25 protein-coding genes are annotated in these 26967 nt (G+C 36.6%); 10 read left to right on the top strand and 15 right to left on the bottom strand.

What is annotated here, in order from left to right; all coding sequences use genetic code 11:
* Nucleotides 1-542 precede the first annotated feature (542 nt).
* From gltX to GNY06_RS07680, 3 genes are all read left to right on the top strand, one after another.
* The gene (gene gltX / locus GNY06_RS07690; RefSeq protein WP_166519531.1) at nt 543-2054 is read left to right on the top strand and encodes a glutamate--tRNA ligase; all 1512 of its coding nucleotides are present in this window, start codon (nt 543-545) and stop codon (nt 2052-2054) included.
* 46 nt (nt 2055-2100) lie between these two features.
* Complete coding sequence (locus tag GNY06_RS07685) at nt 2101-3057, top strand: acetyl-CoA carboxylase carboxyltransferase subunit alpha (RefSeq protein WP_166519530.1); 957 nt, start codon at nt 2101-2103, stop codon at nt 3055-3057.
* A 106-nt stretch (nt 3058-3163) separates the two neighbouring features.
* Complete coding sequence (locus GNY06_RS07680; RefSeq protein ID WP_166519529.1) at nt 3164-4210, top strand: hypothetical protein; 1047 nt, start codon at nt 3164-3166, stop codon at nt 4208-4210.
* 82 nt (nt 4211-4292) lie between these two features.
* Here GNY06_RS07680 and guaB read toward each other — a convergent pair whose 3' ends face one another.
* The 6 genes from guaB to GNY06_RS07650 all read right to left on the bottom strand — a co-directional run bounded on the left by guaB (nt 4293) and on the right by GNY06_RS07650 (nt 9582).
* Nucleotides 4293-5753, bottom strand: coding sequence for an IMP dehydrogenase (guaB, locus tag GNY06_RS07675; protein WP_166519528.1), 1461 nt, complete (start codon nt 5751-5753; stop codon nt 4293-4295).
* Nucleotides 5754-5861: 108 nt separating this feature from the next.
* On the bottom strand, nt 5862-6683 hold the full coding sequence (tsf, locus tag GNY06_RS07670; RefSeq protein WP_166519527.1) for a translation elongation factor Ts: 822 nt from the start codon (nt 6681-6683) through the stop codon (nt 5862-5864).
* Nucleotides 6684-7115: 432 nt separating this feature from the next.
* A complete protein-coding gene (rpsB, locus tag GNY06_RS07665; protein WP_166519526.1) occupies nt 7116-7874 on the bottom strand; it encodes a 30S ribosomal protein S2 in 759 nt (252 codons plus the stop codon).
* Nucleotides 7875-8064: 190 nt separating this feature from the next.
* Complete coding sequence (gene rpsI, locus GNY06_RS07660; RefSeq protein ID WP_166519525.1) at nt 8065-8451, bottom strand: 30S ribosomal protein S9; 387 nt, start codon at nt 8449-8451, stop codon at nt 8065-8067.
* Between the two features lie 6 nt (nt 8452-8457).
* A complete protein-coding gene (gene rplM / locus GNY06_RS07655; protein ID WP_166519524.1) occupies nt 8458-8913 on the bottom strand; it encodes a 50S ribosomal protein L13 in 456 nt (151 codons plus the stop codon).
* A 336-nt stretch (nt 8914-9249) separates the two neighbouring features.
* Nucleotides 9250-9582 carry a hypothetical protein gene (locus GNY06_RS07650; protein WP_166519523.1) on the bottom strand — a complete coding sequence of 111 codons (333 nt, stop codon included), beginning with the start codon at nt 9580-9582 and terminating at the stop codon, nt 9250-9252.
* Nucleotides 9583-9867: 285 nt separating this feature from the next.
* Here GNY06_RS07650 and GNY06_RS07645 point away from each other — a divergent pair, with 285 nt between their 5' ends.
* Nucleotides 9868-10995, top strand: coding sequence for a serine hydrolase domain-containing protein (locus GNY06_RS07645; protein ID WP_166519522.1), 1128 nt, complete (start codon nt 9868-9870; stop codon nt 10993-10995).
* A gap of 125 nt (nt 10996-11120) precedes the next feature.
* Complete coding sequence (gene ruvC / locus GNY06_RS07640) at nt 11121-11675, top strand: crossover junction endodeoxyribonuclease RuvC (RefSeq protein ID WP_166519521.1); 555 nt, start codon at nt 11121-11123, stop codon at nt 11673-11675.
* A 124-nt stretch (nt 11676-11799) separates the two neighbouring features.
* Here the strand turns inward: ruvC and aspA are convergent, their stop codons facing one another.
* The 3 genes from aspA to GNY06_RS07625 form a co-directional block, all read right to left on the bottom strand.
* The gene (gene aspA, locus GNY06_RS07635) at nt 11800-13203 is read right to left on the bottom strand and encodes an aspartate ammonia-lyase (RefSeq protein WP_166519520.1); all 1404 of its coding nucleotides are present in this window, start codon (nt 13201-13203) and stop codon (nt 11800-11802) included.
* Between the two features lie 996 nt (nt 13204-14199).
* On the bottom strand, nt 14200-15252 hold the full coding sequence (gene ansB / locus GNY06_RS07630) for an L-asparaginase 2 (protein ID WP_166519519.1): 1053 nt from the start codon (nt 15250-15252) through the stop codon (nt 14200-14202).
* Nucleotides 15253-15283: 31 nt separating this feature from the next.
* Nucleotides 15284-16615, bottom strand: coding sequence for an anaerobic C4-dicarboxylate transporter family protein (locus tag GNY06_RS07625; RefSeq protein ID WP_166519518.1), 1332 nt, complete (start codon nt 16613-16615; stop codon nt 15284-15286).
* 163 nt (nt 16616-16778) lie between these two features.
* Here GNY06_RS07625 and GNY06_RS07620 point away from each other — a divergent pair, with 163 nt between their 5' ends.
* Nucleotides 16779-17417: a Crp/Fnr family transcriptional regulator gene (locus GNY06_RS07620; RefSeq protein ID WP_166519517.1), complete on the top strand. Its 639-nt coding sequence runs from the start codon at nt 16779-16781 to the stop codon at nt 17415-17417.
* A 196-nt stretch (nt 17418-17613) separates the two neighbouring features.
* On the opposite strand, the gene GNY06_RS07615 is transcribed toward GNY06_RS07620, so the two are convergent.
* From GNY06_RS07615 to GNY06_RS07595, 5 genes are all read right to left on the bottom strand, one after another.
* Nucleotides 17614-18177, bottom strand: coding sequence for a DUF6759 domain-containing protein (locus GNY06_RS07615; protein WP_166519516.1), 564 nt, complete (start codon nt 18175-18177; stop codon nt 17614-17616).
* Nucleotides 18178-18193: 16 nt separating this feature from the next.
* On the bottom strand, nt 18194-18868 hold the full coding sequence (gene trmB, locus GNY06_RS07610; protein WP_166519515.1) for a tRNA (guanosine(46)-N7)-methyltransferase TrmB: 675 nt from the start codon (nt 18866-18868) through the stop codon (nt 18194-18196).
* 33 nt (nt 18869-18901) lie between these two features.
* Nucleotides 18902-19690 carry a hypothetical protein gene (locus tag GNY06_RS07605; protein WP_166519514.1) on the bottom strand — a complete coding sequence of 263 codons (789 nt, stop codon included), beginning with the start codon at nt 19688-19690 and terminating at the stop codon, nt 18902-18904.
* Nucleotides 19691-19811: 121 nt separating this feature from the next.
* Nucleotides 19812-20606, bottom strand: a complete 795-nt coding sequence (locus tag GNY06_RS07600) for an SDR family oxidoreductase (protein ID WP_166519513.1) — start codon at nt 20604-20606, stop codon at nt 19812-19814.
* Complete coding sequence (locus GNY06_RS07595) at nt 20607-22151, bottom strand: MazG nucleotide pyrophosphohydrolase domain-containing protein (RefSeq protein WP_166519512.1); 1545 nt, start codon at nt 22149-22151, stop codon at nt 20607-20609.
* A gap of 246 nt (nt 22152-22397) precedes the next feature.
* Between GNY06_RS07595 and GNY06_RS07590 the strand changes: the two genes are divergently transcribed.
* From GNY06_RS07590 to GNY06_RS07580, 3 genes are all read left to right on the top strand, one after another.
* A complete protein-coding gene (locus GNY06_RS07590) occupies nt 22398-22652 on the top strand; it encodes a type B 50S ribosomal protein L31 (RefSeq protein ID WP_166519511.1) in 255 nt (84 codons plus the stop codon).
* A gap of 97 nt (nt 22653-22749) precedes the next feature.
* The gene (gene brnQ / locus GNY06_RS07585) at nt 22750-24057 is read left to right on the top strand and encodes a branched-chain amino acid transport system II carrier protein (RefSeq protein ID WP_317163769.1); all 1308 of its coding nucleotides are present in this window, start codon (nt 22750-22752) and stop codon (nt 24055-24057) included.
* Nucleotides 24058-24102: 45 nt separating this feature from the next.
* Entirely contained in the window at nt 24103-25266 is a 1164-nt protein-coding gene (locus tag GNY06_RS07580; RefSeq protein WP_166519510.1) for a putative sugar nucleotidyl transferase, read from the top strand.
* Between the two features lie 246 nt (nt 25267-25512).
* Here GNY06_RS07580 and GNY06_RS07575 read toward each other — a convergent pair whose 3' ends face one another.
* Nucleotides 25513-26784: an alkaline phosphatase family protein gene (locus tag GNY06_RS07575; RefSeq protein WP_166519509.1), complete on the bottom strand. Its 1272-nt coding sequence runs from the start codon at nt 26782-26784 to the stop codon at nt 25513-25515.
* A gap of 63 nt (nt 26785-26847) precedes the next feature.
* Between GNY06_RS07575 and GNY06_RS15660 the strand changes: the two genes are divergently transcribed.
* A partial coding sequence (locus GNY06_RS15660) for a transposase-like zinc-binding domain-containing protein (RefSeq protein WP_449390389.1) occupies nt 26848-26967 on the top strand: 120 nt, incomplete at its 3' end.

Raw genomic sequence — 26967 nt, 5'->3', positions numbered from 1 at the left:
CACCCCCCTTTTATAGATAGGGAGTATCCGCTATTTAAAGTGGATTTACATTTTGCGACTGAATACCTTACATAACACTCATATGAAAACAACTAAACGAACACTACCTCCTGAAACTACTTATATAGATATATATTTATAAGAGATTCCACTCTTCGTTTTGTGATGTTTATCACAAGTCTAACCTTGATAACATCTACACATTACACTGATAAATAAACCTTTATACTTTTGCTAAATATACCTATATCTTTTGAAGAGAAAAAAATAATCCATTTGTAGTAAAAACAGTTTTTGGGCTTAAATAAAATTTTTCGCAGGCCCTATCCCAATGTTAGTCACACGCTACACCTATCCAGATTTTTTACATTTGGGAGGCTTTACTACTAAGGTTTAGCCCAGCGTATATTCTAAAAATACTTATTTTGATTTTAGTAACCCCTTTTCATAAAAATCGGAAATTAAGCCTCGAAGTCAATATAAGCCCTTATTTTATATTTCTTCTTCTTAAATATCCGTAACTTTGCACCAAATTTTTTTACATGGAAAGAGTACGGGTACGTTTTGCTCCCAGCCCTACGGGGCCTTTACATTTAGGTGGTGTAAGGACCGCACTATATGATTATCTTTTTGCAAAGCACAACGGCGGAGATTTTATCCTAAGAATTGAAGATACCGACACCCAACGTTATGTGGAAGGTTCCGAAGAATATATAATGGAAGCTTTGGAATGGATTGGTATGATCCCTGATGAAAGTCCAAAACATGGAGGCCCCTACGGTCCCTATCGTCAGTCCGAACGCAGAGCTATTTATGATCAATACACCGCACAAATTTTAGAAACCGATTATGCATATCTTGCATTTGACACTCCTGAAGAATTGGACCAAATACGAGCCGAGTATGAAGCAAGAGGAGAGGTTTTTGCTTATAACTACGAAACTCGTCAACGCCTAAAAAATAGTATTTCCCTTCCTGAACAAGAAGTAGAGCGGCTTCTACAGGAAAAAATGCCTTATGTAATTCGCTTTAAAATGCCTTTGGATAGGGGCGTTAACCTTAAGGATATCATCCGCGGAAAATTTAGTGTCAATACCAATACCTTAGATGATAAAGTATTGGTAAAAAATGACGGCATGCCTACTTATCATTTTGCCAACATTATCGATGATCATGAAATGAAAATCACCCACGTAATCCGTGGAGAAGAATGGCTTCCTTCTATGGCACTACATGTTCTGTTATATGAAGCTATGGGTTGGAAAGCTCCTGAATTTGCTCATCTTTCTCTTATTCTTAAACCGGAAGGTAAAGGTAAATTGAGTAAAAGAGATGGCGACAAATTCGGATTCCCAGTCTTTCCGCTCAATTTTAAAGATCCTAACACTGGGAAAGTATCTATAGGCTATCGTGAGGAAGGCTATTTTCCGGAAGCTTTTATCAATATGGTAGCCCTCTTAGGCTGGTCTCCAGCTGACAATAAAGAGATGATTAGCCTAGAAGAAATGATCGAGGAATTCGACCTTCACAAAGTGCACAAAGCGGGAGCGCGTTTCAGCGCTGAAAAAGCAAAGTGGTTTAACCAACAATACCTGCAAATAATGTCTAATGAGCATATTATTCCCGCATTTAAAAGAATACTTAGCGAAAACTGCATTGAGGTAAGTGATGATAAAGCTTTAAGAATCATTGCTATTATGAAGGAAAGAGCTATCTTTATTAAAGATATTTATGAAGAAGGAAAATATTTTTTTCATAGCCCAGAATCTTATCAGGAAAAAGCCGTAAAAAAAGTTTGGTCTCCCGAAACAAGAGACCTGATGCAAATATTAAAAAATCAGATTTCCACACTGGACTTCAAATCAAAATCCCTTAAGGAACAATTTCAACATCTGGCAGAAGAAAAAGGTATGGGTATGGGCAAGATCATGATGCCTCTGCGCCTTTGTTTGGTAGGCGAACTAAAAGGACCAGATATACCAGAGCTTATGGAAATTATAGGCAAGGAAGAAAGCTTGTTCAGAATTAGCCAAGCAATTGAAACATTAAAATAAAGATTGAAAAAAAAATCTTTAAATTTGACATCTTGAATTCAGACACATGGAGTATTTAGACTTTGAAAAACCTATTGAAGAGTTAATGGAGCAACATAGCAAATGCTCGTTGGTAGGTGAAGAAAGTGGAATTGATATGAAACTGGCATGCAATCAGTTAGAAGACAAAATCATTGCCACAAAGAAAAAGATATACGGAAAACTGACACCGTGGCAAAAGGTACAACTCTCCCGACATCCTAACAGACCTTATGCCTTAGATTTTATCAATGGTATTGCTGATAAAGGAAGTTTTTTAGAGCTACATGGGGATCGTAATTTTGCAGATGATCCAGCTATGGTAGGGGGATTGGCTACTATTGAAGGCCAAAGTGTAATGTTTATCGGCACCCAAAAAGGACGTACGACTAAAGAAAGGCAACACCGGCGTTTTGGGATGTCAAATCCCGAAGGCTATAGAAAAGCGCTTCGCTTAATGAAACTGGCCGAAAAATTTAACATCCCTATTATTACATTGGTGGATACTCCTGGGGCCTACCCGGGCTTAGAAGCAGAAGAACGTGGGCAGGGAGAAGCAATCGCCCGCAATATTTATGAAATGACTAGGATGAAAGTCCCGATTATCACTATCGTTATTGGTGAAGGGGCCAGTGGAGGGGCCCTAGGCATTGGTGTAGGGAACAAAGTTTACATGATGGAAAATAGTTGGTATTCGGTGATCTCGCCAGAGAATTGCTCTGCCATACTATGGAGAAGCTGGGAATATAAAGAATTAGCCGCTGAAACCATGAAGCTTACTGCTCCAGACATGCTTAAAGAAAAGTTAATCGACGGCATTATCGAAGAGCCTTTAGGCGGTGCGCATTATGATCCTGAAATCGCTTTTCAAAATGTAAAAAATACCATTCAGAATAATTTAAAGTCCTTAAGGAAATTCAGCGGAAAAGAACTGATGAAACAAAGACAGGACAAATTTATCAATATGGGGAAATTTAAAGGATAAATTTTTAAGAGCTCACTAAAAAGAGGTTATCATTTTAGATAACCTCTTTTTTTTGTGAAATAAGTATTTATAAGCTGAAGAAATATTTTTTATCTTTAGGTCTGCCATGGGAGATATTAAAATAGCATTCCGAAAGCCCATATTTCCAGTTTCGGAAAAACTGCTAAAATATTTGGAAAAAAATAACAGAACGGTTAAACTTCAGTTTTTATACGAAGATCTTCTCAGGTTCAGTGACAGCATAAATATTCTTGATAAAAATGGTAAGGATACTTTGTGGCTGAGTGTTTTATATCCAGAACACGAATTTCAAGAAATAGAAGCCTGTCTTAATAAAATTTATACACTGCTTCACTCGGATGGGCATGAGGCTACCTTACCTTATCTAAAGGTAGATACTATTGATTTTTGTACCTTTGGAAATTCCAGACCTTTTCGGGTTCGGGTAAGAAATATTCTTAATGATAATTACACCAATTTCTATATTAAAAAAGCAGATGCCTCCCGTATATATGGCTTGGAATTGGAAGATTTACTCTCCACCAATCGCATCAATTTCCTGGTATATAAAAACACCTTGATAGAAGAGCATATTTTAGGTATCCCCGGAGATATTTTTATTCAGGATTATTTACCCCGATGTTCCGAATTAGAAAAATCACAGATTTCTAAAGAATTTGTAAAATTTAATGAACGTTGCCTGATAGGCCTTCTGGGAGATATGCGTTCTTACAACTATGTTATTATTCCGGTACACGATTTTGATCAGGTGATCTATAGAATTCGCCCTATAGACTTTGACCAACAAACCTATGAAGGCAACGTTAAAGTATACCTGCCACAATGTTTTAAGGAAAATAGTGTAATTGTAAAAATGGTACTGGAAAAACTAAAGCCTAACTCCATAGAGCAATATCAAAAAGAGGTGAGGTCTCATATCGTAAAAAGAGTGACCAGTAGCCAGCGCAGATTTGAAGAGCTTATTTCTATTATGAAAAAAGAGGAAATTGCTCCACAAGCTCATGTTGAGGAACTAAAAGCCGGCTTACAAAAGCTCACTTATGATGTCAATTTTAAATACTGCAAAAGCATGGGGGATATTGTAGATACTGGTATAAAATTCGTCATCCGCAACTATAAGATTTATTATTAAGAATCTATTCCTTTATTTATAAAAAAGCATAAACCCCGGTTCTAGAACCGGGGTTGTAAATTTATAATATCTAATATATTTATTATAAAGAATAGTTGGGTGCTTCCTGTGTAATAATAACATCGTGGGGATGGGATTCCTTTAAACCCGATCCGGTAATACGCACCATTCTGGAGTTCTCTTGTAGCGAAACGACATCGGCGGCTCCACAGTAGCCCATTCCGGCTCTTAAACCACCACTTAATTGGAAGATAACTTCTTCTAATTTTCCTTTGAAAGGTACCCTTCCTTCAATCCCTTCAGGAACAAATTTTTTAGCTTCACTCTGGAAGTATCTTTCTTTACCTCCTCTCTTCATCGCAGCTAAAGAACCCATTCCCTGGTAAGACTTGAATTTTCGCCCCTGGAAAATAATTTCCTCTCCAGGCGCCTCTTCTGTACCCGCTAAAAGAGAGCCCAACATTACAGCTCCCGCTCCGCTTGCAATGGCCTTTACAATATCTCCAGAGAGCTTAATCCCTCCATCAGCTATCACAGCTACTCCTTTTGTTTTAGCATACTCATACACGTTGTAAATGGCAGACAATTGAGGAACACCTACCCCTGCTACCACTCTAGTGGTACAAATAGAACCTGGCCCAACTCCTACTTTTAATACATTGGCACCCGCTTCTATCAGGGCTTTCGCAGCTTCCTTGGTTACAATATTCCCCCCTACGATATCTAAATTCGGATAAGCCTTACGAATCTCCTCTATTTTTTGTATCACACCAGCAGAATGTCCGTGTGCAGAATCTACTGCTATAATATCAACACCAGCCTCTACTAATGCTTTCACTCTCTCCATAGTATCGGATCCGACACCTACACCTGCTCCGACGATAAGACGTCCTCTTTCATCTTTATTCGCATGAGGATATTCTAGTTGATTATCTATATCCTTAATCGTAATCAGACCAACCAATTTATTCTCTTCATCTACGATCGGAAGCTTTTCTACTCTATTCTTAAGAAGTATCTCTTTAGCTTCTTCCAAGGTAGTCGATTGATGAGAGACAATAAGCCTGTCCTTGGTCATAATTTCTTCGACTCTTCGATCCAGGTCTTGCTGGTACTTTACATCTCTATTGGTAATAATACCTATCAATTTATTTTCCCCATCAACCACTGGCAATCCCGATATTCTATATTGCATCATGAGGGCTCTGGCATCGCCTAAGGTATGCTCTTTGGATAAGGTCACGGGATCAGAAATCATTCCATTTTCAGAGCGTTTCACACTGTTAACCTGACTGGCCTGTTCCTCAATAGACATATTTTTGTGAATAAAACCTAATCCCCCTACCCTGGCCAAAGCAATAGCCAAGGAAGCTTCAGTCACCGTATCCATTGCCGCCGAAACAATAGGCACTTTCAATGTTATTTTATCTGAGAGTTTCGATTTTAAAGACACCTGATGAGGCAATACTTCTGAATAGGAAGGAACCAAAAGGACGTCATCAAAAGTGATGGCCGTCTCTATAATTTTATCGTGTATAGACATAGCACTTTCTTTGCAAAGTTATAAAAATTATACGGAATGGAAATACTGATTAGATGAATTAAAAACCCCCGAGGATGTCTCGAGGGTTTTTAATATTGTTTATTTCTATTAGAGGCTTACTCTTACAAAGCCTACTACTTTGAGCTCTTCGTTAACCGATTTAACGTAATTTGCTACAGATAAGCTCCCATCTTTAATAAAGGCCTGATGCACTAAAGTATTTTCTTTATAGAACTTCTGCATTTTACCTTTAAGGATGTTATCAATAATATTGGCAGGTTTTCCCTCTTTGGTTAAAATCTCTCTTTCGATTTCCAATTCTTTATCGATTGTCTCTTGAGATACTTGGGTTTCATCAAGTGCAATAGGATTCATCGCAGCAATTTGCATAGAAACAGCTTTCGCCGCTTCAGCAGCTCCGTCTACGTTAGCAGAAAGGGAGGTAATAGCAGCAATCTTATTCCCCGCATGAATGTAGGCTCCTACGAAAGGACCTTCGATTCTCTCGAATCTTCCAATTTCAATTTTCTCACCGATAACACCTGTCTGTTCTGTTAATTTTTCAGCTACACTAATACCATGGTAATCAGCCGCTAATAATTCTTCTTTCGAAGCAGCGGTAATTGCCATTTCCGCTAATTCATAAGCTAACTCTACGAAGGCTTCATTTTTAGCAACAAAGTCGGTTTCACAGTTAAGACTAATAATAGCTCCCATCGTATTATTTTCGTTCACTTTTGCGATAACAGCTCCTTCAGTACTTTCTCTGTCGGCTCTATTTGCAGCTACTTTCTGCCCTTTTTTTCTAAGGATTTCAATAGCTTTTTCAAAATCGCCTTCAGCTTCCACTAAAGCTTTTTTGCTGTCCATCATACCTGCACCTGTCTGGTTTCTTAGTTTAGCTACATCTGCTGCTACTGGTGTATACATAGTTCGAAATATTTTTAATTAAATAATGCTTGAAATTTTAGCAGTGCAAAGATAAAAAAAATACACCAAATCTAAAAAAACAGTTGAGATTTGGAGATACCCTTAAAAAATTTAATTATAAGACGGTTAATTAATATTTAAGGCCATAAAATATACTATTGAAAAAGATGTAAAAGAGAACATAGATATCTACTTTTGGCTCTCGGAAATTATAAGGCATCTCCGATTCATCTATTGTTTCGTATAAAGATCTAAGGAGTGTCTCTTCTTTTTCATACTAAAAATAATGATTTAGCTCTTGTTATCAATATAATCCATCAAGATTCATATTATAAATACATGATTTGATAAATCTAGATCTGAAAACTTCTTCTAAAAAAGAGGCTGTTTTAAAATTTTAAAACAGCCTCTTTCATAATATATAAGAAAATCTTATTCTGCATCAAAATCAGCATCAGCTTCCGCTGTTACTTTCTCTCCTTCTTTAGATTTTTCTTTCTCAGCTCTTCTTTGAGATTGACCTTCTTTTATCGCTTCAGAAACTACTGAAAGAATCATATCGATAGATTTCGAAGCATCATCATTCCCTGGGATAACGAAATCTACTTTTCTAGGATCAGAATTTGTATCTACGATTGCAAAAACTGGAATACCTAGTTTTTTCGCTTCAGTAACCGCAATGTGTTCCCTCATAATATCCACTACGAAGATCGCAGATGGAAGACGAACCATATCAGCAATAGAACCTAAGTTTTTCTCTAGATTGGCTCTTTGACGGTCTACTTGTAGTCTTTCTTTTTTAGATAATGTTTCGAAAGTACCATCTTTCTTCATTTTATCAATAGCGTTCATTTTCTTAACCGCTTTTCTGATCGTAACGAAGTTGGTTAACATACCTCCTGGCCATCTTTCGGTAATGTAAGGCATATTAAGCTCTTGGGCGTGTTTTGCAACAACTTCTTTAGCTTGTTTTTTAGTTGCTACAAAAAGAACTTTTTTACCCGCAGAAGTAATTTTTTCTAAAGCACTGCAAGCTTCATCTAATTTTACTGCTGTTTTATGTAAATCGACAATGTGAATACCGTTTTTCTCCATAAAAATGTATGGAGCCATGTTTGGATTCCACTTTCTAGTCATGTGACCAAAGTGTACACCAGCCTCTAATAGGTCTTTTACATTTGCTTTTGCCATTTTTTCTAAGTTTTTAGTTTACTTTCCGCTAATCGCAATCAACAACTTCAAAGAACGGGAGAAGTGTTTGGGTGCTAAACTAAACGGGCAATTTTTGCTTCAAGCTACAAAGAGCTTTAGGCGAGTTAATTTAAATTTTAATTTGTGCAATACGCTTTGTGCAAATTGTGTAAAGCGAGATCCAAAAATATTAACGCTTGGAGAATTGGAATCTCTTTCTGGCTTTCTTCTGACCGAATTTCTTTCTTTCCACCATTCTGGCATCTCTGGTAAGAAGACCATGAGGTTTTAAAAAGCCTCTGAACTCTTCATTAATTTCGCAAAGTGCTCTGGAAATACCCAATCTGATAGCTTCTGCCTGACCTGTTATTCCCCCACCGAATACATTAACGGTAACGTCATATTGTCCAGCAGTTTCTGTTAATAAAAAGGGCTGATTTAATTTATAAACCAACATTTCTGTTGAGAAGTACTCTTTAGCATCTCTACCGTTAACAGTCATGTTACCAGCACCTGGCTTAACATAAACTCTGGCTACAGATGTTTTTCTTCTTCCAATTTTGTGTACTGTAGACATCTTCAATTATTTAATTTCGTTAATATTAATTTCTTTAGGCTGCTGCGCTTCATGCTTATGCACACCACCTTCATACACGTGAAGGTTCTTAAAGATAGCTCTCCCTAATTTGTTTTTAGGTAGCATTCCTTTTACGGATTTTTCAACCACTAATGTGCTATTTTTTTTCTGAAGTTCCTCAGCAGTCAAAGATTTTTGACCTCCTGGATATCCAGTATGCCAGATGTACTCTTTGTCAGCCCACTTATTTCCTGAAAGTGCCACTTTCTCAGCATTCAAAACGATAACATTATCGCCACAGTCAACGTGTGGTGTAAAGTTAGTTTTGTGCTTTCCTCTCAAAATCTTTGCAACTTTAGAGGCTAAACGCCCTAAAGGCTGCCCGGCAGCATCTACCACAACCCATTCTTTATTTGCGGTAGCCTTGTTAGCCGATACGGTTTTGTAACTTAATGTATTCACTACTTATCGTTTACGATTAAACATATTTTACCCATTACGGGGTTGCAAAGGTATGAATATTTTTACAAAAAAAAAACAGGGAATTATTTTTTATAGGTGCTTCAAGCCTTGGCCATAAATCGCTGACTTCCAAATTTTAACCATTTAGTGATACCCCTAAAATCAGACTATTTATTGTTTTGGCATACCTATTGTCTATAGCTTATCACAAAAACACATCAACATAAAAAAAAGCAGGGGATCTTCAATAGTCTCTGCTTTTTGCCTTTTCCTCAAGCCACTTTTTTAGTTTGTGTTACCGATAAAGATATTTGCCTTTTTGATCCATTTACAACATCAACGCCGTAAGGATTTGCTGGATTTAAAACTAGCCAATAGATAATAGGCAACAAATACTGTCGAGAAACGTATAACAGAAGGTACGGCTATCTCTATATTAAAAAAAACTATCCCCAGTATTATCAATACCATAAGGCCTAAGAAAGAGAAAGTTAATTTTTTAGAAAGTGAAAAATCTATTCTATCTAAAAAATAAGCCATGCCCCAACCCAACCCGAAGGCAAAAGCATAATAGAGATTCAAAGCTTCCCCTCCAAATCCAGATAAAAAGTGGTGAAAAAGGAAACTAGCGATGGTACCACACAACATAAATAGAAAAGCTTTCTTCATTTTATTATATGAACTAATTATAAGATCCTTTTTTTAGGTTAAGAATACTGTTGATGACATTACCTTTCTGAAGAGGCTGTTCTTAAAGTCGACCCAAAATTAAACAATTTCAACATTAAACTAAAGTTTTTACAAAGGGACTTTCTGAGCTCACTCACCACGAACTTAACCGAAAATGGATCCCTGTATAAATAAACGCAATGCTGCTTCTTTGCATTTATGTATGATTTGCTACTTTTAATCAGTAATAATTTTTAATTTTATATCAACTGTAAATATACCGATATGCTAAAAAAATTATTCTTTTTTATAATATTATCTCTACTATACTCTTGCCAAACGGAACAAAAAAAAATTAAGGAACATAATCTCATCGTTGATGCTACTATTCTAGCTTTTGAAAAAAAACTCTTAACATTACAAATCGATTCTTTATTAGAGAAAAATCATTTTAACGGAAGTGTCGCTGTTTTTAAAAACAACGAGCTGTTATATGAGAGAACAAAGGGATTCTCAGATTTTAAAAAACACTTAAAAATAGACAGCAGCACTGTATTTGCCATAGGATCCATTAGCAAACAATTTACCGCCGTGCTACTTCTACTCCAGGTAGAACAAGGCAAACTGAGCTTAACCGACAAAGCTTCTCAATACCTCTCTGAATTCAATACGCTTGGTTATGAAAATATTCTCATTCACCAACTCCTGAATCATACCTCGGGTTTAGATCTCATGGGACAGAAGCTCAGGTTTAAAAGCGGTACTAATTTTTTTTATTCTAACGACGGTTTTAATGCTGCAGGACAAATCATAGAAAAAGTTTCGGGAAAATCTTTTGTGCAAAATCTCAATGATTTATTTACAAAGGTAGGTTTACATCATACCTCGGCAGGGTACAAATCTTCACCTGTAAATTTTGCAGGAGCTTATGTCGGAAATTCTAAGATTCAGGAAGCTGTAAAAAATATGCCTTACCGACTTTCCCAAAGAGAAATAGGTCTTGCAGCTGGAGGAATCCTCTCTACCATAAACGATTTACATCTTTGGAACCAGCAATTATATACCGGTAAAATAATACAGCCACAAACCCTCTCTAAATTTATAGCGCATAGCTCCGAACGAGAGCATGCTATTTTTGGAAAGACAGGCTATGGCTACGGTATTATGAGTAATATCTTTCCTCCCAAAGCCTATTTCCATAGCGGTTACGTAAAAGGCTCTCCCTCTCTAAATATTTATTATCCGGAAACCCAAACATCAGTTATCATTCTTTCGAATATCGCAGATGAAAACCTAGGTATTAAACATATATTCCACACCCATCGAGAGATTAAGCACAACATAGATCAATTACAAAATGTGGTAACCGAATTACAAAAAATGAAACTAAAAACTTCTAAAAATAAAAACTAAATAGATTCTAATCTTACAAAACATCTACATAAGCAGCTCAACGCCTATTACTTCAATCTCCAAGTTTATTCCTCACCAGTAGAGAGAAATCGTACTTTAATATTTAACAGTATCTTTGTAGGCAAATGCAACAGGAACAAATTATTTTGGGAATAGACCCCGGGACAGCGGTTATGGGCTTTGGCATTATCTCGGTAAAAGGTCCAAAAATAGAGCTTATCACAATCCACGAACTTATTCTAAAAAAATTGGATAGTCATGAGATTAAGCTTAAAAAGATATTCGATAGAACTTTATCATTAATCGATGAGTTTCATCCGGATGAAGTAGCCTTAGAAGCCCCCTTTTTTGGAAAAAATGTTCAGTCTATGTTAAAGTTAGGGAGGGCCCAAGGCGTTGCTATGGCCGCCAGTCTGGCGAGAGACATTCCGATTACAGAATATTCCCCTAAGAAAGTTAAAATGGCCATTACAGGCAATGGTAATGCCAGCAAAGAGCAAGTCGCTGGCATGTTAAAAAATCTTTTACAACTTAAAGAGTTCCCCACCAAATATTTAGATGCTTCAGACGGATTGGCCGTTGCTGTATGCCACTGTTTTAACGCCAAATCCCATAGGTCAGACAAATCCTATTCTAGCTGGGAAAGTTTTATCTCACAAAATCAAAATCGCCTGAAATAAGACTGAAAAATCTATCTGCTACACACTCTCTGTTCTGTAGGGCTCAATAAGAGCAGTTTTTGAACCGCTCTTATTGAGTCTCATACATGTTTTAGCCTATTTCTATTACGGATAGACGAAGCTATTAATGGTGGATCGTTGGATTTAACATATTTTCAGGATTTAAGATCTCATCCAACTTTTCCTGAGACAAAAGTTGATGCTCTAATACCAATTGATATATGCCTTTACCCGTTTCCAATGCTTCTTTGGCTATTTTAGTGCTTTTCTTATAGCCAATATAAGGATTTAGGGCTGTCACAATACCTATACTATTCATAATCATATTTTTGCATACATCTTCATTGGCTGTAATCCCTTGAATACATTTTTCAACCAGCGTATCAATAGCATTTTGAAGAAATGTAATGGATTCAATGATGGATAATCCTAAAACAGGCTCCATTACATTGAGTTGTAACTGTCCAGCCTCTGCAGCAAAAGTAACGGTAAGGTCATTCCCAATAACCTTAAAACATACCTGATTGACCACCTCCGGTATAACAGGATTTACTTTTCCTGGCATAATAGATGATCCCGGTTGCATAGCAGGGAGATTAATTTCATTAAAACCTGCCCGAGGACCTGAAGATAATAAGCGGAGATCATTGCATATTTTTGAAAGTTTTACGGCTAGTCTTTTTAATGAAGAGGAATAAATTACATAAGAACCCGTATCTGGAGTAGCCTCTATAAGATTAGGAGCTGGCGTAAACGGGTAACCGGAAACGTCTGCGAGATGCTGCGTACACAACGGAGTATATCCGGGTATGGAATTTAGACCTGTACCTATAGCAGTGGCTCCCATATTAATTTCAAGAAACAAATCCGCATTGGAATTCAATCTTGTTACTTCTTCCTGCATATTCACCGCAAAGGCTTCAAATTCCTGACCTAATGACATAGGTACGGCATCCTGTAATTGAGTTCTCCCCATTTTTAGGATACCTGAGAATTCATCACCCTTGGTTCTAAATGCTGTTACCAATCTTTCTACCCGTTTCACCAGTTCTTGATTCATCTTCAGAAATGCCAATTTTATAGCGGTAGGATAGGCATCATTGGTGGATTGAGAAAGATTCACATGGTCATTGGGCGAACAGTACTGATAATCTCCTTTTTGATACCCCATATACTCTAATGCAATATTTGCTATAACCTCATTGGCGTTCATATTGACAGAAGTTCCGGCACCACCTTGTATCATATCAATAGGGAATTGGTCTCGATATTTACCTTCCAGGAGTTCATGACACGCAAACTGAATGGCTTTAAAGATATTTTCTTCTAGCACTCCTAATTCATAATTTGTCCTGGCCGCAGCGAGTTTTACATATGCTAAGGCTTTAATAAATACTGGATAATCCGATAACTTGGTTTTGGATATTTTAAAATTATCTATGGCTCTTTGGGTCTGCACTCCATAATAAGCTTGTTCAGGAATTTGTAACTCTCCCAAAAGATCACTCTCCAATCTATAATTTTTCATAAGGTTAATTTTTATTTTTAATTCAATCGTTTTTATACTGCAAAAATAAGTCTTAATAGATATGCGTTCTGCATCAAATTTAAAATGTTCCTGCTTCTTTTATCGGTGTAAAATTATATTGGCGAACTACAAGGGTCTAAAATATTTTCAAAGCTTCTTCGTCAAGTTGAAAAACTGAATTTCTTTAAGCTTCGGAAATCTACTTTTCTAAAATTTTGATTATCACTAAAGCTGTTGATTTGATATTATATCCTTTACAAAAAAATCCTTTTTCTGCATAAAGACCACTCTTAGGTGGCTAAAAAGCTATTATATTCACATTTTCAGCTATTTTTTATTTTGATAGACTTCGGATCTATTGGATCGCAATAAGTCTTCTACTTACAAGCATCACAGGGATGCATCTAATTACAAGCCAATGCTAAAAGTTTTTTATCCAGAGTACCCTATGTATATCGCTCCCTAAACTCTGTACCCATCATCAAGATTTTATTCTTAAAATAAGTTATCATTCCTGTTTAAGAGATAGATTTTCGAATATTTTTGGAGATTTAACCTGTGGTATCTCAGCTCTTTCATACCCATATTATTTTTTCAACCGACCCTTGCCTGATTGGGAAACCGTAAATCAAATGCATAATTATTCAAGAATTTATAGATAAAGTATTCAGCTATTCAATAATATTGAAAGTTCATATACCTAAACAAATACCCGAGTCCAAACTTATTTACCCACTATCATAGAAGATTTATCGCTGATGTTATAGCCGACATATCGGGAACTTTAGAAGAAGTATCTTTTCACGGATACACTGCCGAAATCTATAAAATAGGTGATTCACTTTTTATTGTTGCGGACTGGAACTGACACACTGTAATTTCAGTGGTAAGCGCATTCGGATTTTCACTATTGATATGGACATTGGACCTTGCGTGTAACGGCAGGTTCCTATTCTAACTATCGATATTTCTCTTATCTAAACATACTTCTACCAACTAGTATTCATTAAAATAAGTTTGGATCTGACGCCAATCCTTAGTTTTAGTCAGCGCTAGCATTAAAAGAATACGAGCCTTTTGCGGATTTAAATACTGGGCTGCCACAAAGTGATATTGAGCATCGTCCACTTCCGCATCTAAAGTAGTGGCTCCGGTTAGCACTCTAGATGATCTCACGATCTGAATGCCCTTTTTCTGAGCTTGGATTGCTAATTCTAAAATGTCTTTGTAGAGATTGCCATTGCCTACACCCGCACTTATAATACCATCGAATTGAGCCTCTATGAATGCTTTCATGGGAAGAGAAGAAGCATTAGAATAATTATAAACAATACCTACTCTAGGCAGTTGGCTCAGACTACTTACATCGAATACAGAATGAAGTGTGTGCTTTTTTTCGGGTATATTATTAAAGAAAACTTGCCCGTTATGAATATAACCAAGGCTACCGAAATTGCTAGACTGAAAGGCGTGGACACCAGTTGTATGTGCTTTTATCACATCTTTTGCACTCAAGATCGCATCATTCATACACACCATTACCCCTCTCCCTTTTGCATTTTTGTCTGCTGCCGTTCTCACTGCATTGTATAAATTAAGCGGGCCATCAGCACTCATAGCCGTGGCCGGACGCATAGCCCCCACCAATACGACGGGTTTATCGCTTTTTACCGTCAGATTAAGAAAATAAGCCGTTTCTTCCATCGTGTCGGTACCATGGGTGATGACCACCCCATCATAAGCCTCTTCATTCAATAACTTATTAATTCTTTTCGCTAGCGTCAGCCATACCTGATCGTTCATATCTTGTGAACCTATTTTCACAATTTGCTCGCCTGAAACCTCCGCGTTATCCTTAATTTGAGGTACTGCCTGTATTAACTGATATATCCCCAATTCACCTGCTTTATAGTTGGTTTCTGTTATGGACCTGCTCACCCCTGCAATAGTACCTCCTGTTGCCAAAATTCTTATTCTTGGCTTCTGAGCATATGCAAAGAGGGCCATCAACAATGAAACAGGGATAAAAAAGCGTGCTATAATTTTCATGTTCATAAAATTTAAAAAATATGAAATATACTTAAATAAAACTAATCAAAAGAAATCCCATCGATACTGCGATAATTGTTGATACAATCCCAGGCACCTGGAACGAATGGTTCAACAAATATTTCCCAATTCTAGTAGAGCCTGTTCTATCAAAATTAATCGCTGCGACCACAGTAGGGTAATTAGGAATGAAAAAATATCCATTCACAGCAGGATACATGGCCAGTAAAGCCCATGGTGATATCCCTAAAGCAATCCCTAGGGGATATAAAGTTCGAACAGTCGCTGCCTGACTAAATAGAAAAATCGACATAATAAATAAAGCTAAGGCAAATAAGAAATTATACTGAGTCACTATACTGTGTATACTTTCTTGAAAAAATTTCAAATTGCCCTGAAAAAAAGTGTTTCCCAACCAAGCGATGCCAAAGATAGCGACTACAGCTTGAATCCCGGCAAGAAAAACACTACTGCTAGGCACTTTATTTATATTTACTTTTGAAAAAAACAAAATAAGACCTGCCGTAACCATCATGATCATCTCAATGGCTTCTGGCATTCGTAGTCTCTGCACCTGACCATTGACGTTAAAACTGGGTCGTAAATTTTCTAACGAGCCTAATAGCACTACCAAGGCGACTCCTAATAGAAAAATAAGCACAGATCGTTTTGCCCTTTTATCATTTTGAATACTTGATTTTTGATCCCCATCTACATTTGTAGCAATAAGTCCCGCTTTTAATCGTTTTAAATACTCAGGATCTTGCTCCAATTCTTTTCCCATATAATTGGATATCAATGCTCCTACCAATACTCCGGTTAAGGTGGCAGGAATACTAATCATCAATATATGTGATAAAGTAATTCCTTGGCCCCCCAGTAATGCGGGCGTTAACAAAGCTGCCGTAGCCGCTGAAATAGGACTTGCTGTGATGGCTTGCTGAGAGGCAATGACAGAAATGCTTAAAGGCCTTTCAGGTCTTATTTTGCTCTGTGTGGCAATCTCGGATATAATAGGTAACAAAGAGTAGGCTATATGACCTGTACCGGCTAAAAAGGTAAATAAATAACACACCAATGGTCCTAAAAAGGTAATGGCTGAGGGTTTAGATCTTAATATCTTTTCTGCTAGATATACCATATAATCTAAACCTTTTGCGGCTTGCAGAGTTGCCGCAGCCGTAATAACGGCAAGTATCATTAACATAACATCTATGGGGGCTTCACCAGGCTGCAACCCAAAGAAGAAAACCAATATAGCCAAACCTATCATGCCAAAAATACCAAGCCCTATACCCCCTATTCTCGCTCCTATAAATATGGATGCTAGTACAATTAAAAACTGAATAAAAGTAAGAATCATTTGTTCATATTATTTTATGAAGCAAATTTATATAATTAAATAGCGCTATTACTATGAAATTACATGTTATATTTCACTTGCAATTAAGTACATTTGTATAGCATAAATATTATTATTTTATATATAAAATAATAATATTTCACATTAAATCGTGGATGTTTTTATGGGGGAAATTATTGAGAATCCTTTATTTCAATTGTTAACTATAGACCAACGGAGTATTTTACACTCTAATTGTTCTTTACTGGAGTTTGAGAATGAAGAGATGGTATTTAAACGTTGCGGAATGGCGCATTTTGTATATTATATTGAAGAAGGTTACCTTAAACTCATTTCTAAAGAGGGTCTGTACGACATCTCTACCTGCTCAGAATTTGTAGGTCTCAGTTATATCTATTCTGAAGAGAGATTTAATTACTCCGCGGTCGCCGCAAAAGGAACAAAAGCCTTACAGATAAGTGCCAAAATTTTTCGAGAGCTTATGCTACAAAATACGAACTTCGCTATCGGTATTTTTAACGAAGCCCATAAAAGTGCAAATAAAATGATCCAGCGCCTATTGGATTATCGTTATAAAAATATTCAGGCAGTCTTGGCACATTTCTTTTTAGAATATGAGAAAGAAAATCTTTTTACACTGGAACTCACCCGAAAAGAAATCGCTGAATTCACAGGATACTCAAGAGAAAATATTACCCATACCCTTAAAAAATTATTAGAAGAAGATTTTATAGCTAACCATACATATGGTTTTGAAATTATTGATAAAGAAAAATTACGAAATCTCTACAAAAATGGTTAAAGTTGTAAAATAGCCGAACAAAACAATCTACTGCGACGCTTCTATTGAGCTAAAACGTCGATTATCAATAGGTATTCTTTTTATAATGGAGAAAATAGATCTGGTCTATTTTCTCAACAAAACTCATTCAAAAAATTGTTTCTCCTTACCCTAATAGGCGAACTGAGAAATATTCTTTTTTATTGCAACCTTATTTTTATTGGACCCCTAGTCCCAAAGAGAGGTTCTTTTTTATTACCTTGCGCGAATTATAAATCACTCCACACATAGAACCTTTAAGGTCATACTCCCCTTGCTTTAATACCAGAGAGTTTTCCCCATGAGCGGGTATGGCAAGATTATAGAATTTCTCCCCTTGAATCCTTAGAATCATATTGCAATCCGAAGTATTGTGCACCAAGAGTATGGCATTGGTATCGCTAATGTCGTTGTTAAAAATTTGATTGAGAATTTTCACCGTTTTGTCATTATGGACTCTCCGGTCGTGCTCCATCAATTTAGCAAACTCTTCTGCCTCCTCATCTATAAAGGTCTGCACCTTAGGCATCGGAACCTCAGCAGCGACTTTAGGTTGTGCCGCCACCTTTAAGGCTAAGTATTTTTGTTTTAAAAAAAGAATGTCCTTGTCTTTAGGATACTTTTTAATATAGGCTTCTAGCTCCTTAATATCATTCGTGTTCAATATATGGGACCGAGGAACTCGACTGGCGCAACTCCACAAGAGAAATACGCCAATCATTATGGTTAAATTTTTTTTCATCTTATGGCAAATATAATTAAATTTTAAATTTCAGATAGGTTATTGTTTTTCCTTTTTTTGAAAAAAGATCTTCATAATAAGTTTTAATCGTTCTGAGATAGTCGAAATCAGCTTCAAATTCAGGAGCTCCATAAATATCATGATGCGATGCTTCCACTTCATAATTCAAAGCTTGAAGCAGACCTAAAGTATAGCCGTGTAAAAATTCGGAATCTGTTTTTAGGTGGACATACCCCCCTTTTTTAACAATTTTTTTATAACGCTCTAAAAAATCAGGATGCGTCATTCTGTGTTTAGCTCTTTTAAATTTAATCTGAGGATCTGGGAAGGTAATCCATATTTCGTCCACCTCATTTTCCTCAAAAAAACAATCTATTAATTCTACTTGAGTTCTTAGGAAAGCCACATTGGAGAGTTTATTTTCTATCGCTTCTTTGGCTCCAAACCAAAAACGAGCCCCTTTAATATCCACTCCTATAAAATTCTTATCGGGGAAAGCTTTTGCCATTCCCACACTATATTCTCCTTTCCCACATCCGAGCTCCAGTATAATGGGATGATCGTTTTTAAAGAAGTCTTCCCTCCATTTCCCTTTCATTTCATAGCCTGCTAATGCTTGTTCGCGTGTAGGTTGAAATACGTTTACAAGAGTTTTATTCTCTTCAAAACGTCTAATCTTATTCTTTCCCAATTTTTTTTGGGAACAAAAGTAATCATTTTAAGATTATTGCTTCCCTCCCAGGGTCTGCAAACTCGAATTGTGCAACCTTTTAAGATAAATGGGAAGGTATTTTTGTATAGACATTTCTATTAGAGGATAATTTCCTTCCTTTACCTGTCTCCCCAGATCATCTGATGTATAGACAAACTCTAAAAAATTACTGATTAAATTTTTAGGTATTTTCATCTGGGTGAAATAATTATCTCCATAGTAATTATGCAACTGTTTTACATTTTTTAACATCATTTCATAGGCATAAAGGCGTTCCTGCTTCTTACGCTCACCCGTTATTATATCGAATACACTCTGTATATTCAATTGAACACTCCCATTATTAAGTGAAGCAATGGGAGCCTGGGGAAAACCTTCTTTAGGAGAAGGTAATCCTATTTTATTGGTAAGGGCTATTCTTTTGTCCTGTTTTGTGGAAAGCACATCCACTTTAAAATTTCCGGTAGGCTTAAACTTATGGATAACAAGCTCCTGAATTTCCCGATAAGCGACGGAAAGTTCAATCAACATTTTTTTATTCCGCAAATACTGAGGGGGCAACTGCAAATCTTTTCTTTCTGTATTAACAGAGGTAAATCTAATTGTGTCCCCAGCCTGGGCAGGAATTCTAAATCCGCCTCGATAATCTGCCAGAATGGTGATCCGAGTATTGAGATTGGTAACATAGATTTGATTAAGATAGGCGGCTGTGTTGTCTTTTATATAAACGATACCCTCAAAAGTCTGCCCTTGGACCTTACAGATTAATAAAAACAACAAGCCGATGAAAAGCTTCTTCATAAAAATAAGATAACTTCATTAAGTATAAAGATACATGCTTTTGATGAGCTGTAGAGCCTAGCCGCTAAAGTTTTATTAAATTTTAATATGCTTTGTTGAAAAGAAACTGAAAAAAAACACCTCAATATTCATCCATCTGCGAATATTTGCGCATTAACTTTTCATAGAAATTCTGGGGGAGTATCCACTTTAAGGGAACCCCTATCCTCTGCCCCAGTTTTCCAAAATAATAATGCGCTTTCCAATCTCGGCGCTCCAACAAGCCCTCTATATAGACGGCCACCTCTATAGCCTCTGTACCTTTAGCTACATGTTGATTCATTAAATGATAAACCCTCTCAAATACTTTCTTATAAACCTGCGATACTTTTGTCCTAATGCGACTTTCAGCAATGGTAGTCTTAATATCTCCTAAATGGACTGTGGTCACCTGAACATGCCAGTTTTTAACCTCATAACGCAAGGCCTCACTTACTTTATCCAGCGCAGATTTAGAAGCCGAGTAAAAACCTCTAAAAGGTAATCCCATCTCACTCCCAATACTCGATATATTAATAATCTTACCTAGTTTTTGTTCTCTCATGGCAGGTAGGACGGCTGTTATCATTTGTACGGGCCCTATTAAATTGAGTGTAAATAAATTCTGAATATCTTGCTTAGAAGTATCTTCAACAGCACCGACCATTCCCATGCCCGCATTATTAATCAACACTTCAATGCGTCCTTCTTTACGTAGAATCATGCTCACAGCCTCTTCAATCTGCTCCTTATCGGTAACATCTACTGAAAGACTAGTAAAATAGGAACTATTCACCGTTCTGCGACTGAATCCATACACGATATGCCCTTTTTTTCCTAATAGCTCTGCTATCTCAAAACCAATCCCCTTAGAGGTGCCCGTAATAATAATAATCATTTATTTTCTTTTTATTACTTTATAAAAATCTTTCCAAAAGTGGGGATACGACTTTTCGACTACAGACGGGTTTTCTATTTCCACAGCCTTTTTCAATGCGAAGGGAGCAAACGCCATGGCCATTCTATGGTCATTGTAGGTGGAAATTTTAATCTCCTCAGGCATTGATATTTCTTCCATCGAACGAATACTATCGTCTGTAATCTCGGTATTTAATCCTATTTTTTTGAGTTCATTGTGTAAGGCAACCAAACGATCGGTCTCTTTTACCCTTAAAGTTTCTAATCCCGTAATATGAAAGGGGATATGAAGCGCTGCCGCTGTTACACAAAGCGTTTGTGTAATGTCGGGGCAATCGTTCATATCTACATCTATTTGTGTTGGAAATTTAAATGCTGGCAGGGGCTGCAAAGCCACCTCATTCTCGGAAACCTGTATACTTTCTATACCAAAAAATTCCCGATATAAGACTACAGAACGGCAATCGGCCTGTAGAGACTTCATATTCAAACTCTTTAAATTAATTTTTTTTCTACCTATCGCTGCTAAGGAATAAAAATAAGAAGCTGATGACCAATCGCTTTCCACCACACAAGATAATGGCTTTAAGTTGCTAGATATTGGCTGTATACAAATACTGCTTTCTTCCATCCTTACCTCAACGCCTATTTTTTTCAATATTTCAATCGTCATCAAAAGATAAGGAAGTGAGGTGATTTTACCTTCAAGATGTAAATTGAGTCCATTCTTCAACCGTGCTCCTATCAGTAAAAGAGACGTAATAAACTGACTGCTGACATGAGCAGAAATACTTACCTTGTTTTTTTCTATGGACTTTCCTGTTATTTTTAAAGGTGGAAATCCTTCCGCTCCCATATATTCAATTTCGGCTCCCAATTTTCGCAAAGCCTCTACCAGAGGTTTAATAGGCCGCTGCTGCATCCTTTCTGATCCGGTGAGCACCACCGTTTCACCTTCTTGTATGGCATAATAAGAAGTGAGAAACCGCATCGCCGTGCCAGCATGATGAATATCTATCGTATTGATGTTTGAATGAAGAGCTTTCAGTAACAATGAAGAATCCTGAGAGTCAGAAATATTCACCAGCTCTATATTGCCAAATATTTTTTCTAAAATAAGCAGTCTATTGGTAAGGCTTTTGGATCCCCCAATTTGAATGGTTTCTCCGGATAGCATTTCGCATAAAGGGATACGGGATTGCAATTTCATATTGTTTTGGTGTCTTTCTTTATCTCTTACACTTTTCATTTTCATCTTTTTATCAAAAGCTTTCTGTAAATCGCATCCTGTTTGATTGGCAAGGCATAAACTTACGAAGAGTACATCAGCCAACTCTTCTCCTAAATCTTTAAGCTTATCGGAATCCTTTTCCGATTGCTCTCCATATCTTCTAGCGATAATACGGGCGACCTCCCCTACTTCCTCAGTAAGCATGGCCATGTTGGTCAACTCGTCGAAATAACGCAATCCTACATTTCTTATCCACTCATCAACCTGAAATTGTAGACTTTTAATTTCCTCCATAAATCCGTTTATATATTAGCTTGTAGCCCTTTTACATCTTGTAGCTTACTTATTTTTAACAAAGATACAAATAGAAGAATTAACCATTCCTAATTTCAAAATCTTTTATATTAGTGGATAAGCTATTTCCTTATTTTTCTATTCCACTCTCATATTTAGCTAAATATTTGATTGTAAATTTTTTGATTAAAAATCTTTTTGTCAATTAAAAAAATATTTATAATTTTGCAGTCTAAAGTTAAGACAATGAAAAAAGATATCCATCCATCCAATTACAGATTAGTTGCTTTCAAAGATATGAGCAACGATGAAGTTTTCATTACAAGATCTACTGCAGAGACCAAAGACACTTTGGAAGTTGATGGTGTAGAATATCCATTGGTAAAAATGGAAATATCTAATACTTCTCACCCTTTCTATACAGGTAAAGTGAAACTCGTTGATACGGCGGGTAGAGTTGATAAGTTTATGAATAAATATAAAAAGTTTGCTAAAAACTAATATATAGACAATATTTCGAATGAAAACACCAGAGTCTTGGAGGCTTTGGTGTTTTTTTTTAAAACCAGATTAAAAAAATCTAAAATTATTCGCACAAGTGAAAAACAAAAACAGAACGTTTACTTTAGGTTTCGCTTTATTTTCAATGTTTTTTGGAGCAGGTAACCTTATACTTCCTCCTTTCATTGGTATAAATTCTACCTCGGGCTGGATCTATGCTCTCATCGGCTTTAGTCTAACAGCCGTTATTGCTCCTTTTATCAGCCTGATCGCTGTTGGACAAGTTGGAAATAACTTCATGGATATGGGGAAGCGTGTTAACCCTAAGCTCATTATGATCCTGGCTTTTATCACCATATGCCTAATTGGTCCAGTCATTGGTATTCCAAGGACAGGAGCAACCACTTTTGAAATAGGACTGCGCCCAATATTTCCAAATATCTCTCCAAATATGGCTGCTCTGGCCTTTTTTACGCTAAACGCTAGCTTATCTATTTCTCCCCATAAAATTATCGATATCATAGGTAAATACCTGACTCCTATTCTTATTATCTTACTCTTAACCCTCATTCTAATCGGTATCATATTCCCTTCCCATGTACAACATCTACCTGAAGTAAATACCATTAATCTCTTTGCTTTAGGTTTTCATGAAGGCTACCAAACCATGGATATTCTCTCTGCGGTTATTTTCGCGGGTATTATTCTCAAAACGATGAGTGAACAAGGTGAATTAGCACCTAAGCAAAGACTGTATACAACGATTAAGGCAGGCCTTATTGCTGCACTAGCACTATTTTTTATCTACGCTGGTTTAATTTATTTAGGTGCTATATCGGACTACCCTTTAGCAGATCATATTTCCAGAACTACCCTTCTGTTGTATATTTCAACTTCTATCTTAGGCCCTATCGGCACCTACCTTATTGCATTAACAATGACTTTAGCCTGTTTAACCACTGCTATTGCATTAACCTCAGCCTTTGCTAGCTTTATGGAAAAAATAACCAAAGGAAAAATAGGTTACAAGCTGAATGTGATTTTGTGTAGCCTCTTATCGGCGATCCTCTCGGTAAAAGGAGTAGATGAAATTATCAGCTACGCGGAAATTTTACTGGGCCTAATCTACCCTATTGTCTTTGCACTGGTAATCTATCTGGTATTTTTAGGAAAGTTTGTTAAAGCCAAAGCGCCTTATATAGCAGCCGTTATCGTTACCTCTTTGGTATCTTCTTTATCCGCTTTCTTGTATTATTTCCCGCATATGCCCATTCTGGGGGCTATTAGAAACAAACTTCCTTTCGCCGAGCACAACATGGATTGGTTACTCCCTTCTTTTATTGCTTTTATCATCTCATCATTGTTTTCTAAAAATAAAGATTTTTTAGACTCACGCCCATTTTGAAAACCCTGTTTTTAATTAAATTTGTAATTCCATTATCATAAAGCAATGAAGCAACTTGTATTCTCCGACGCTCAATACTGGGAAGAATTTTTACCCCTTAGTTTTACCCGACCTATCGCCTGTATGCGAGTAGGTATTTTAACTTTCCAGGAAAGATGGGAGAAACTATTGGGTTTTGATAAGAGTTTTTTTATTACTGAAAAGTACCTTCAGATAAAATATCCGGCACCCAAGCAAAAGGAAGCATTATTAATTGTCCCTAATTTCCTTCCTACCACAGGGGTATTACAACAGATTAAAAATTTAAAAAAAGGTGAAGCATTGGTATATGAAAATGAAGTAATTGCTTCTTATATAGATCTGGATAATTTTCATATCGGTCAGCTTAAGAAATGTATCGATATCACGGAGAATCTGATGATCTTTAAAAAACCTTGGGATCTCTTCTCCTATAATGATAAAGCCATTGCTTTCGATTTTCCATTGGTAACTGGAGGAAGATCTTCCCAAAGTCTCTCAGCGACCAATCGGCTGCGTGGAAATATTAAAGATATTTTTATCGAAGAAGGTGCAGAAGTAGAATATGCCTCTCTTAACACACAAAAAGGCCCTATCTATATTGGAAAAGAGGCCGAGGTGATGGAAGGTGCCATGTTGAGAGGGCCTGTTACTCTTGGTGAACATTCTGTTATAAAAATGGGAGCAAAAATATATGGAGCTTGTACCTTTGGGCCTCATGTTAAAATAGGTGGAGAAGTCAGCGATGTCGTAATCTTTGGCTATACCAGTAAAGGTCACGATGGCTATTTAGGCAACTCGGTAATGGGTGAATGGTGTAACCTGGGTGCAGATACCAATACCTCTAATCTAAAAAATAATTACGCTCCTGTAAAAATGTGGTCCTATGCGGAAAAAACATTCAAACCCACGGAACTGCAATTCTGTGGAACTATTATGGGAGACCATTCTAAAACAGCCATCAATACACAACTGAATACGGGTACTACAGTAGGAGTAGCCTGCAATATCTTCAAGGCTGGCTTTCCTCCTAATCTCGTGGGAAACTTCTCTTGGGGAGGGGAAAATAATGCTCCTAAATTCCACCTTGATAAAGTTTATGAAACAGCCGAAATTGTAATGTCCAGAAGGAAAATTACGCTCTCTGAGGAAGATAAAGCTATTTTAAAATATATTTACCATCAATTTTAGAAATATTAATAATAAAATAGGAGAGCTCTCTTCTATTGTTATTTCATCGTACTAATTAGGCAGGATATAAATCCTCTCAATTCATATCATAGGGTTTTGTATAAAATAAAAACTTGCCGTACTGATTTATACAGCAAGTTAGTATCTATTTTAGTGTAAGCTTTCAAAGAGCTACTACTGCACAAAGAATGGTGAACTATACTCAAAAATAAAAATATCTCCCTCTTTTTGTTTATGAAGTATATTTTATTTTTTCTGTAGTGTTCTATTCAATGTTCTGACCGAGCCATCTATAGAATCCTCTATTTTCAGTCCTAGTATTTTAGCCATCATCGGGTAAACATCTACATTTACAAAAGGTTTTATTCTCTGACGTTTTTGAAACGCAGGACCCCACGAAAAGTAAGTAGCTTTCATTTCGGGTACCCTATAAGGACTAAATCCATGCTTACCGAGAGAGTTTTTTTTTCCTGGATCGACTAAAGCTTTGGCTCCGCGAGGCACCAATAGAATATCCCCTATTCTCCGATGGGGATCATCCGCACGGCTGTAATGCAGTTTTCTGGGAAAATTTTCGGCCAAATAAATTTTATAATCCTTATGTTTTTTTTTCTTCAGGGCCTTATAAAGGGGTAAAATATCTTCTTGATGCCGAGCCGTAATCCTCACAAAAGTATTACTATTGATTACTGTAAATTTATCTCTGTCGATAATATCGGGTACGGGAATATAATCCTTAGGATCAATCTTAATCATACCGTGATCCGATAAAAAAATAAAATTAATAGGTAAATTCAAAGGTTTTAGCGCTTCTGTAAGTTTCTGTACTGCAGAATCAATATACTGCACCGTCTCTTCCGTTTGTGGGGCATCGGGTCCATATTTATGACCTGCCTTATCTACCTCTGGAAAATAAAGAGTAATAAAATGAGGCCTTTTTTCATCCGGAAGCTCTAACCAATTTTTAACAATTTTTACCTTATCGTCACTGGAAAACTTTTCATGATATTGATAAGAGTAAGTAGGGCGAATACCTCCTGCATCGCTCTCAGAACCTACCCAAAATAAACAGGCCGATAAAACACCCTGTTTCTCTGCCACTCCCCATAAGGGAGCACCTCCATACCAACTCCCATCCGTCACATTTGAAGACCCTACTGTATAAGTTTCCTGCCTGGTAGGATCGTAAAAATCATTATCTACAATCCCATGATGAGAAGGATATAGGCCTGTAATAATACTATAATGATTGGGAAAGGTAATAGAGGGATAAGATGGATACATCCCCTTAGATGCCCATACTCCATTTTCTGCAAGTTTTAAAAGATTATTTGCCTTGTATTTATGCATATAATCATATCTAAAACCATCTGCAGATATCAATATAACATAGGGTTTGGTAAAGGTCTCGGGAGCATTTACTCTACCAGATACTACAATTTGTGCTGTATCTACTTTTTTCTGAGCACATATATATGACGCTAGCAGAAAATAAAAAATAAAAAAAATATGTTTCATTTTATTTAAAATTTTAGTATTGCTAAATTAAGATAGTTTTTCTTGTCTTTACTAAAAAAAATAATGGATTGTCCAAAATGTCATGAGTCTGAAAAAGTAAAAAACGGTATTGTCAGGAATCTTCAAAGATACAAATGTAAAAATTGTGGATTTAATTTTACAGTATATAAAAGAGGGGGTGAA

Source organism: Elizabethkingia argenteiflava (assembly GCF_009904105.1).
In the GTDB taxonomy this organism is placed as follows: Bacteria; Bacteroidota; Bacteroidia; order Flavobacteriales; family Weeksellaceae; genus Elizabethkingia; species Elizabethkingia argenteiflava.
The sequence above is the reverse complement of the archived record's forward strand: the minus strand, read 5'-3'. Positions and strand labels throughout refer to the sequence as shown.

What these genes read in the sequence shown, in the direction of transcription:
- GNY06_RS07645 (WP_166519522.1), top strand. Translation starts at nt 9,868, where the DNA reads ATGCTAAAAAAATTATTCTTTTTTATAATATTATCTCTACTATACTCT.
- GNY06_RS07680 (WP_166519529.1), top strand. Translation starts at nt 3,164, where the DNA reads ATGGGAGATATTAAAATAGCATTCCGAAAGCCCATATTTCCAGTTTCG.
- GNY06_RS07595 (WP_166519512.1), bottom strand. Translation starts at nt 22,151, where the DNA reads ATGGAGGAAATTAAAAGTCTACAATTTCAGGTTGATGAGTGGATAAGA.
- GNY06_RS07575 (WP_166519509.1), bottom strand. Translation starts at nt 26,784, where the DNA reads ATGAAACATATTTTTTTTATTTTTTATTTTCTGCTAGCGTCATATATA.
- aspA (WP_166519520.1), bottom strand. Translation starts at nt 13,203, where the DNA reads ATGAAAAATTATAGATTGGAGAGTGATCTTTTGGGAGAGTTACAAATT.
- GNY06_RS07615 (WP_166519516.1), bottom strand. Translation starts at nt 18,177, where the DNA reads ATGAAAAAAAATTTAACCATAATGATTGGCGTATTTCTCTTGTGGAGT.
- tsf (WP_166519527.1), bottom strand. Translation starts at nt 6,683, where the DNA reads ATGTATACACCAGTAGCAGCAGATGTAGCTAAACTAAGAAACCAGACA.
- GNY06_RS07590 (WP_166519511.1), top strand. Translation starts at nt 22,398, where the DNA reads ATGAAAAAAGATATCCATCCATCCAATTACAGATTAGTTGCTTTCAAA.
- GNY06_RS07620 (WP_166519517.1), top strand. Translation starts at nt 16,779, where the DNA reads ATGGGGGAAATTATTGAGAATCCTTTATTTCAATTGTTAACTATAGAC.
- GNY06_RS07580 (WP_166519510.1), top strand. Translation starts at nt 24,103, where the DNA reads ATGAAGCAACTTGTATTCTCCGACGCTCAATACTGGGAAGAATTTTTA.
- rpsB (WP_166519526.1), bottom strand. Translation starts at nt 7,874, where the DNA reads ATGGCAAAAGCAAATGTAAAAGACCTATTAGAGGCTGGTGTACACTTT.
- GNY06_RS07685 (WP_166519530.1), top strand. Translation starts at nt 2,101, where the DNA reads ATGGAGTATTTAGACTTTGAAAAACCTATTGAAGAGTTAATGGAGCAA.
- gltX (WP_166519531.1), top strand. Translation starts at nt 543, where the DNA reads ATGGAAAGAGTACGGGTACGTTTTGCTCCCAGCCCTACGGGGCCTTTA.
- GNY06_RS07625 (WP_166519518.1), bottom strand. Translation starts at nt 16,615, where the DNA reads ATGATTCTTACTTTTATTCAGTTTTTAATTGTACTAGCATCCATATTT.
- GNY06_RS07650 (WP_166519523.1), bottom strand. Translation starts at nt 9,582, where the DNA reads ATGAAGAAAGCTTTTCTATTTATGTTGTGTGGTACCATCGCTAGTTTC.
- guaB (WP_166519528.1), bottom strand. Translation starts at nt 5,753, where the DNA reads ATGTCTATACACGATAAAATTATAGAGACGGCCATCACTTTTGATGAC.
- ruvC (WP_166519521.1), top strand. Translation starts at nt 11,121, where the DNA reads ATGCAACAGGAACAAATTATTTTGGGAATAGACCCCGGGACAGCGGTT.
- GNY06_RS07600 (WP_166519513.1), bottom strand. Translation starts at nt 20,606, where the DNA reads ATGATTATTATTATTACGGGCACCTCTAAGGGGATTGGTTTTGAGATA.
- rpsI (WP_166519525.1), bottom strand. Translation starts at nt 8,451, where the DNA reads ATGTCTACAGTACACAAAATTGGAAGAAGAAAAACATCTGTAGCCAGA.
- GNY06_RS07605 (WP_166519514.1), bottom strand. Translation starts at nt 19,690, where the DNA reads ATGAAGAAGCTTTTCATCGGCTTGTTGTTTTTATTAATCTGTAAGGTC.
- ansB (WP_166519519.1), bottom strand. Translation starts at nt 15,252, where the DNA reads ATGAAAATTATAGCACGCTTTTTTATCCCTGTTTCATTGTTGATGGCC.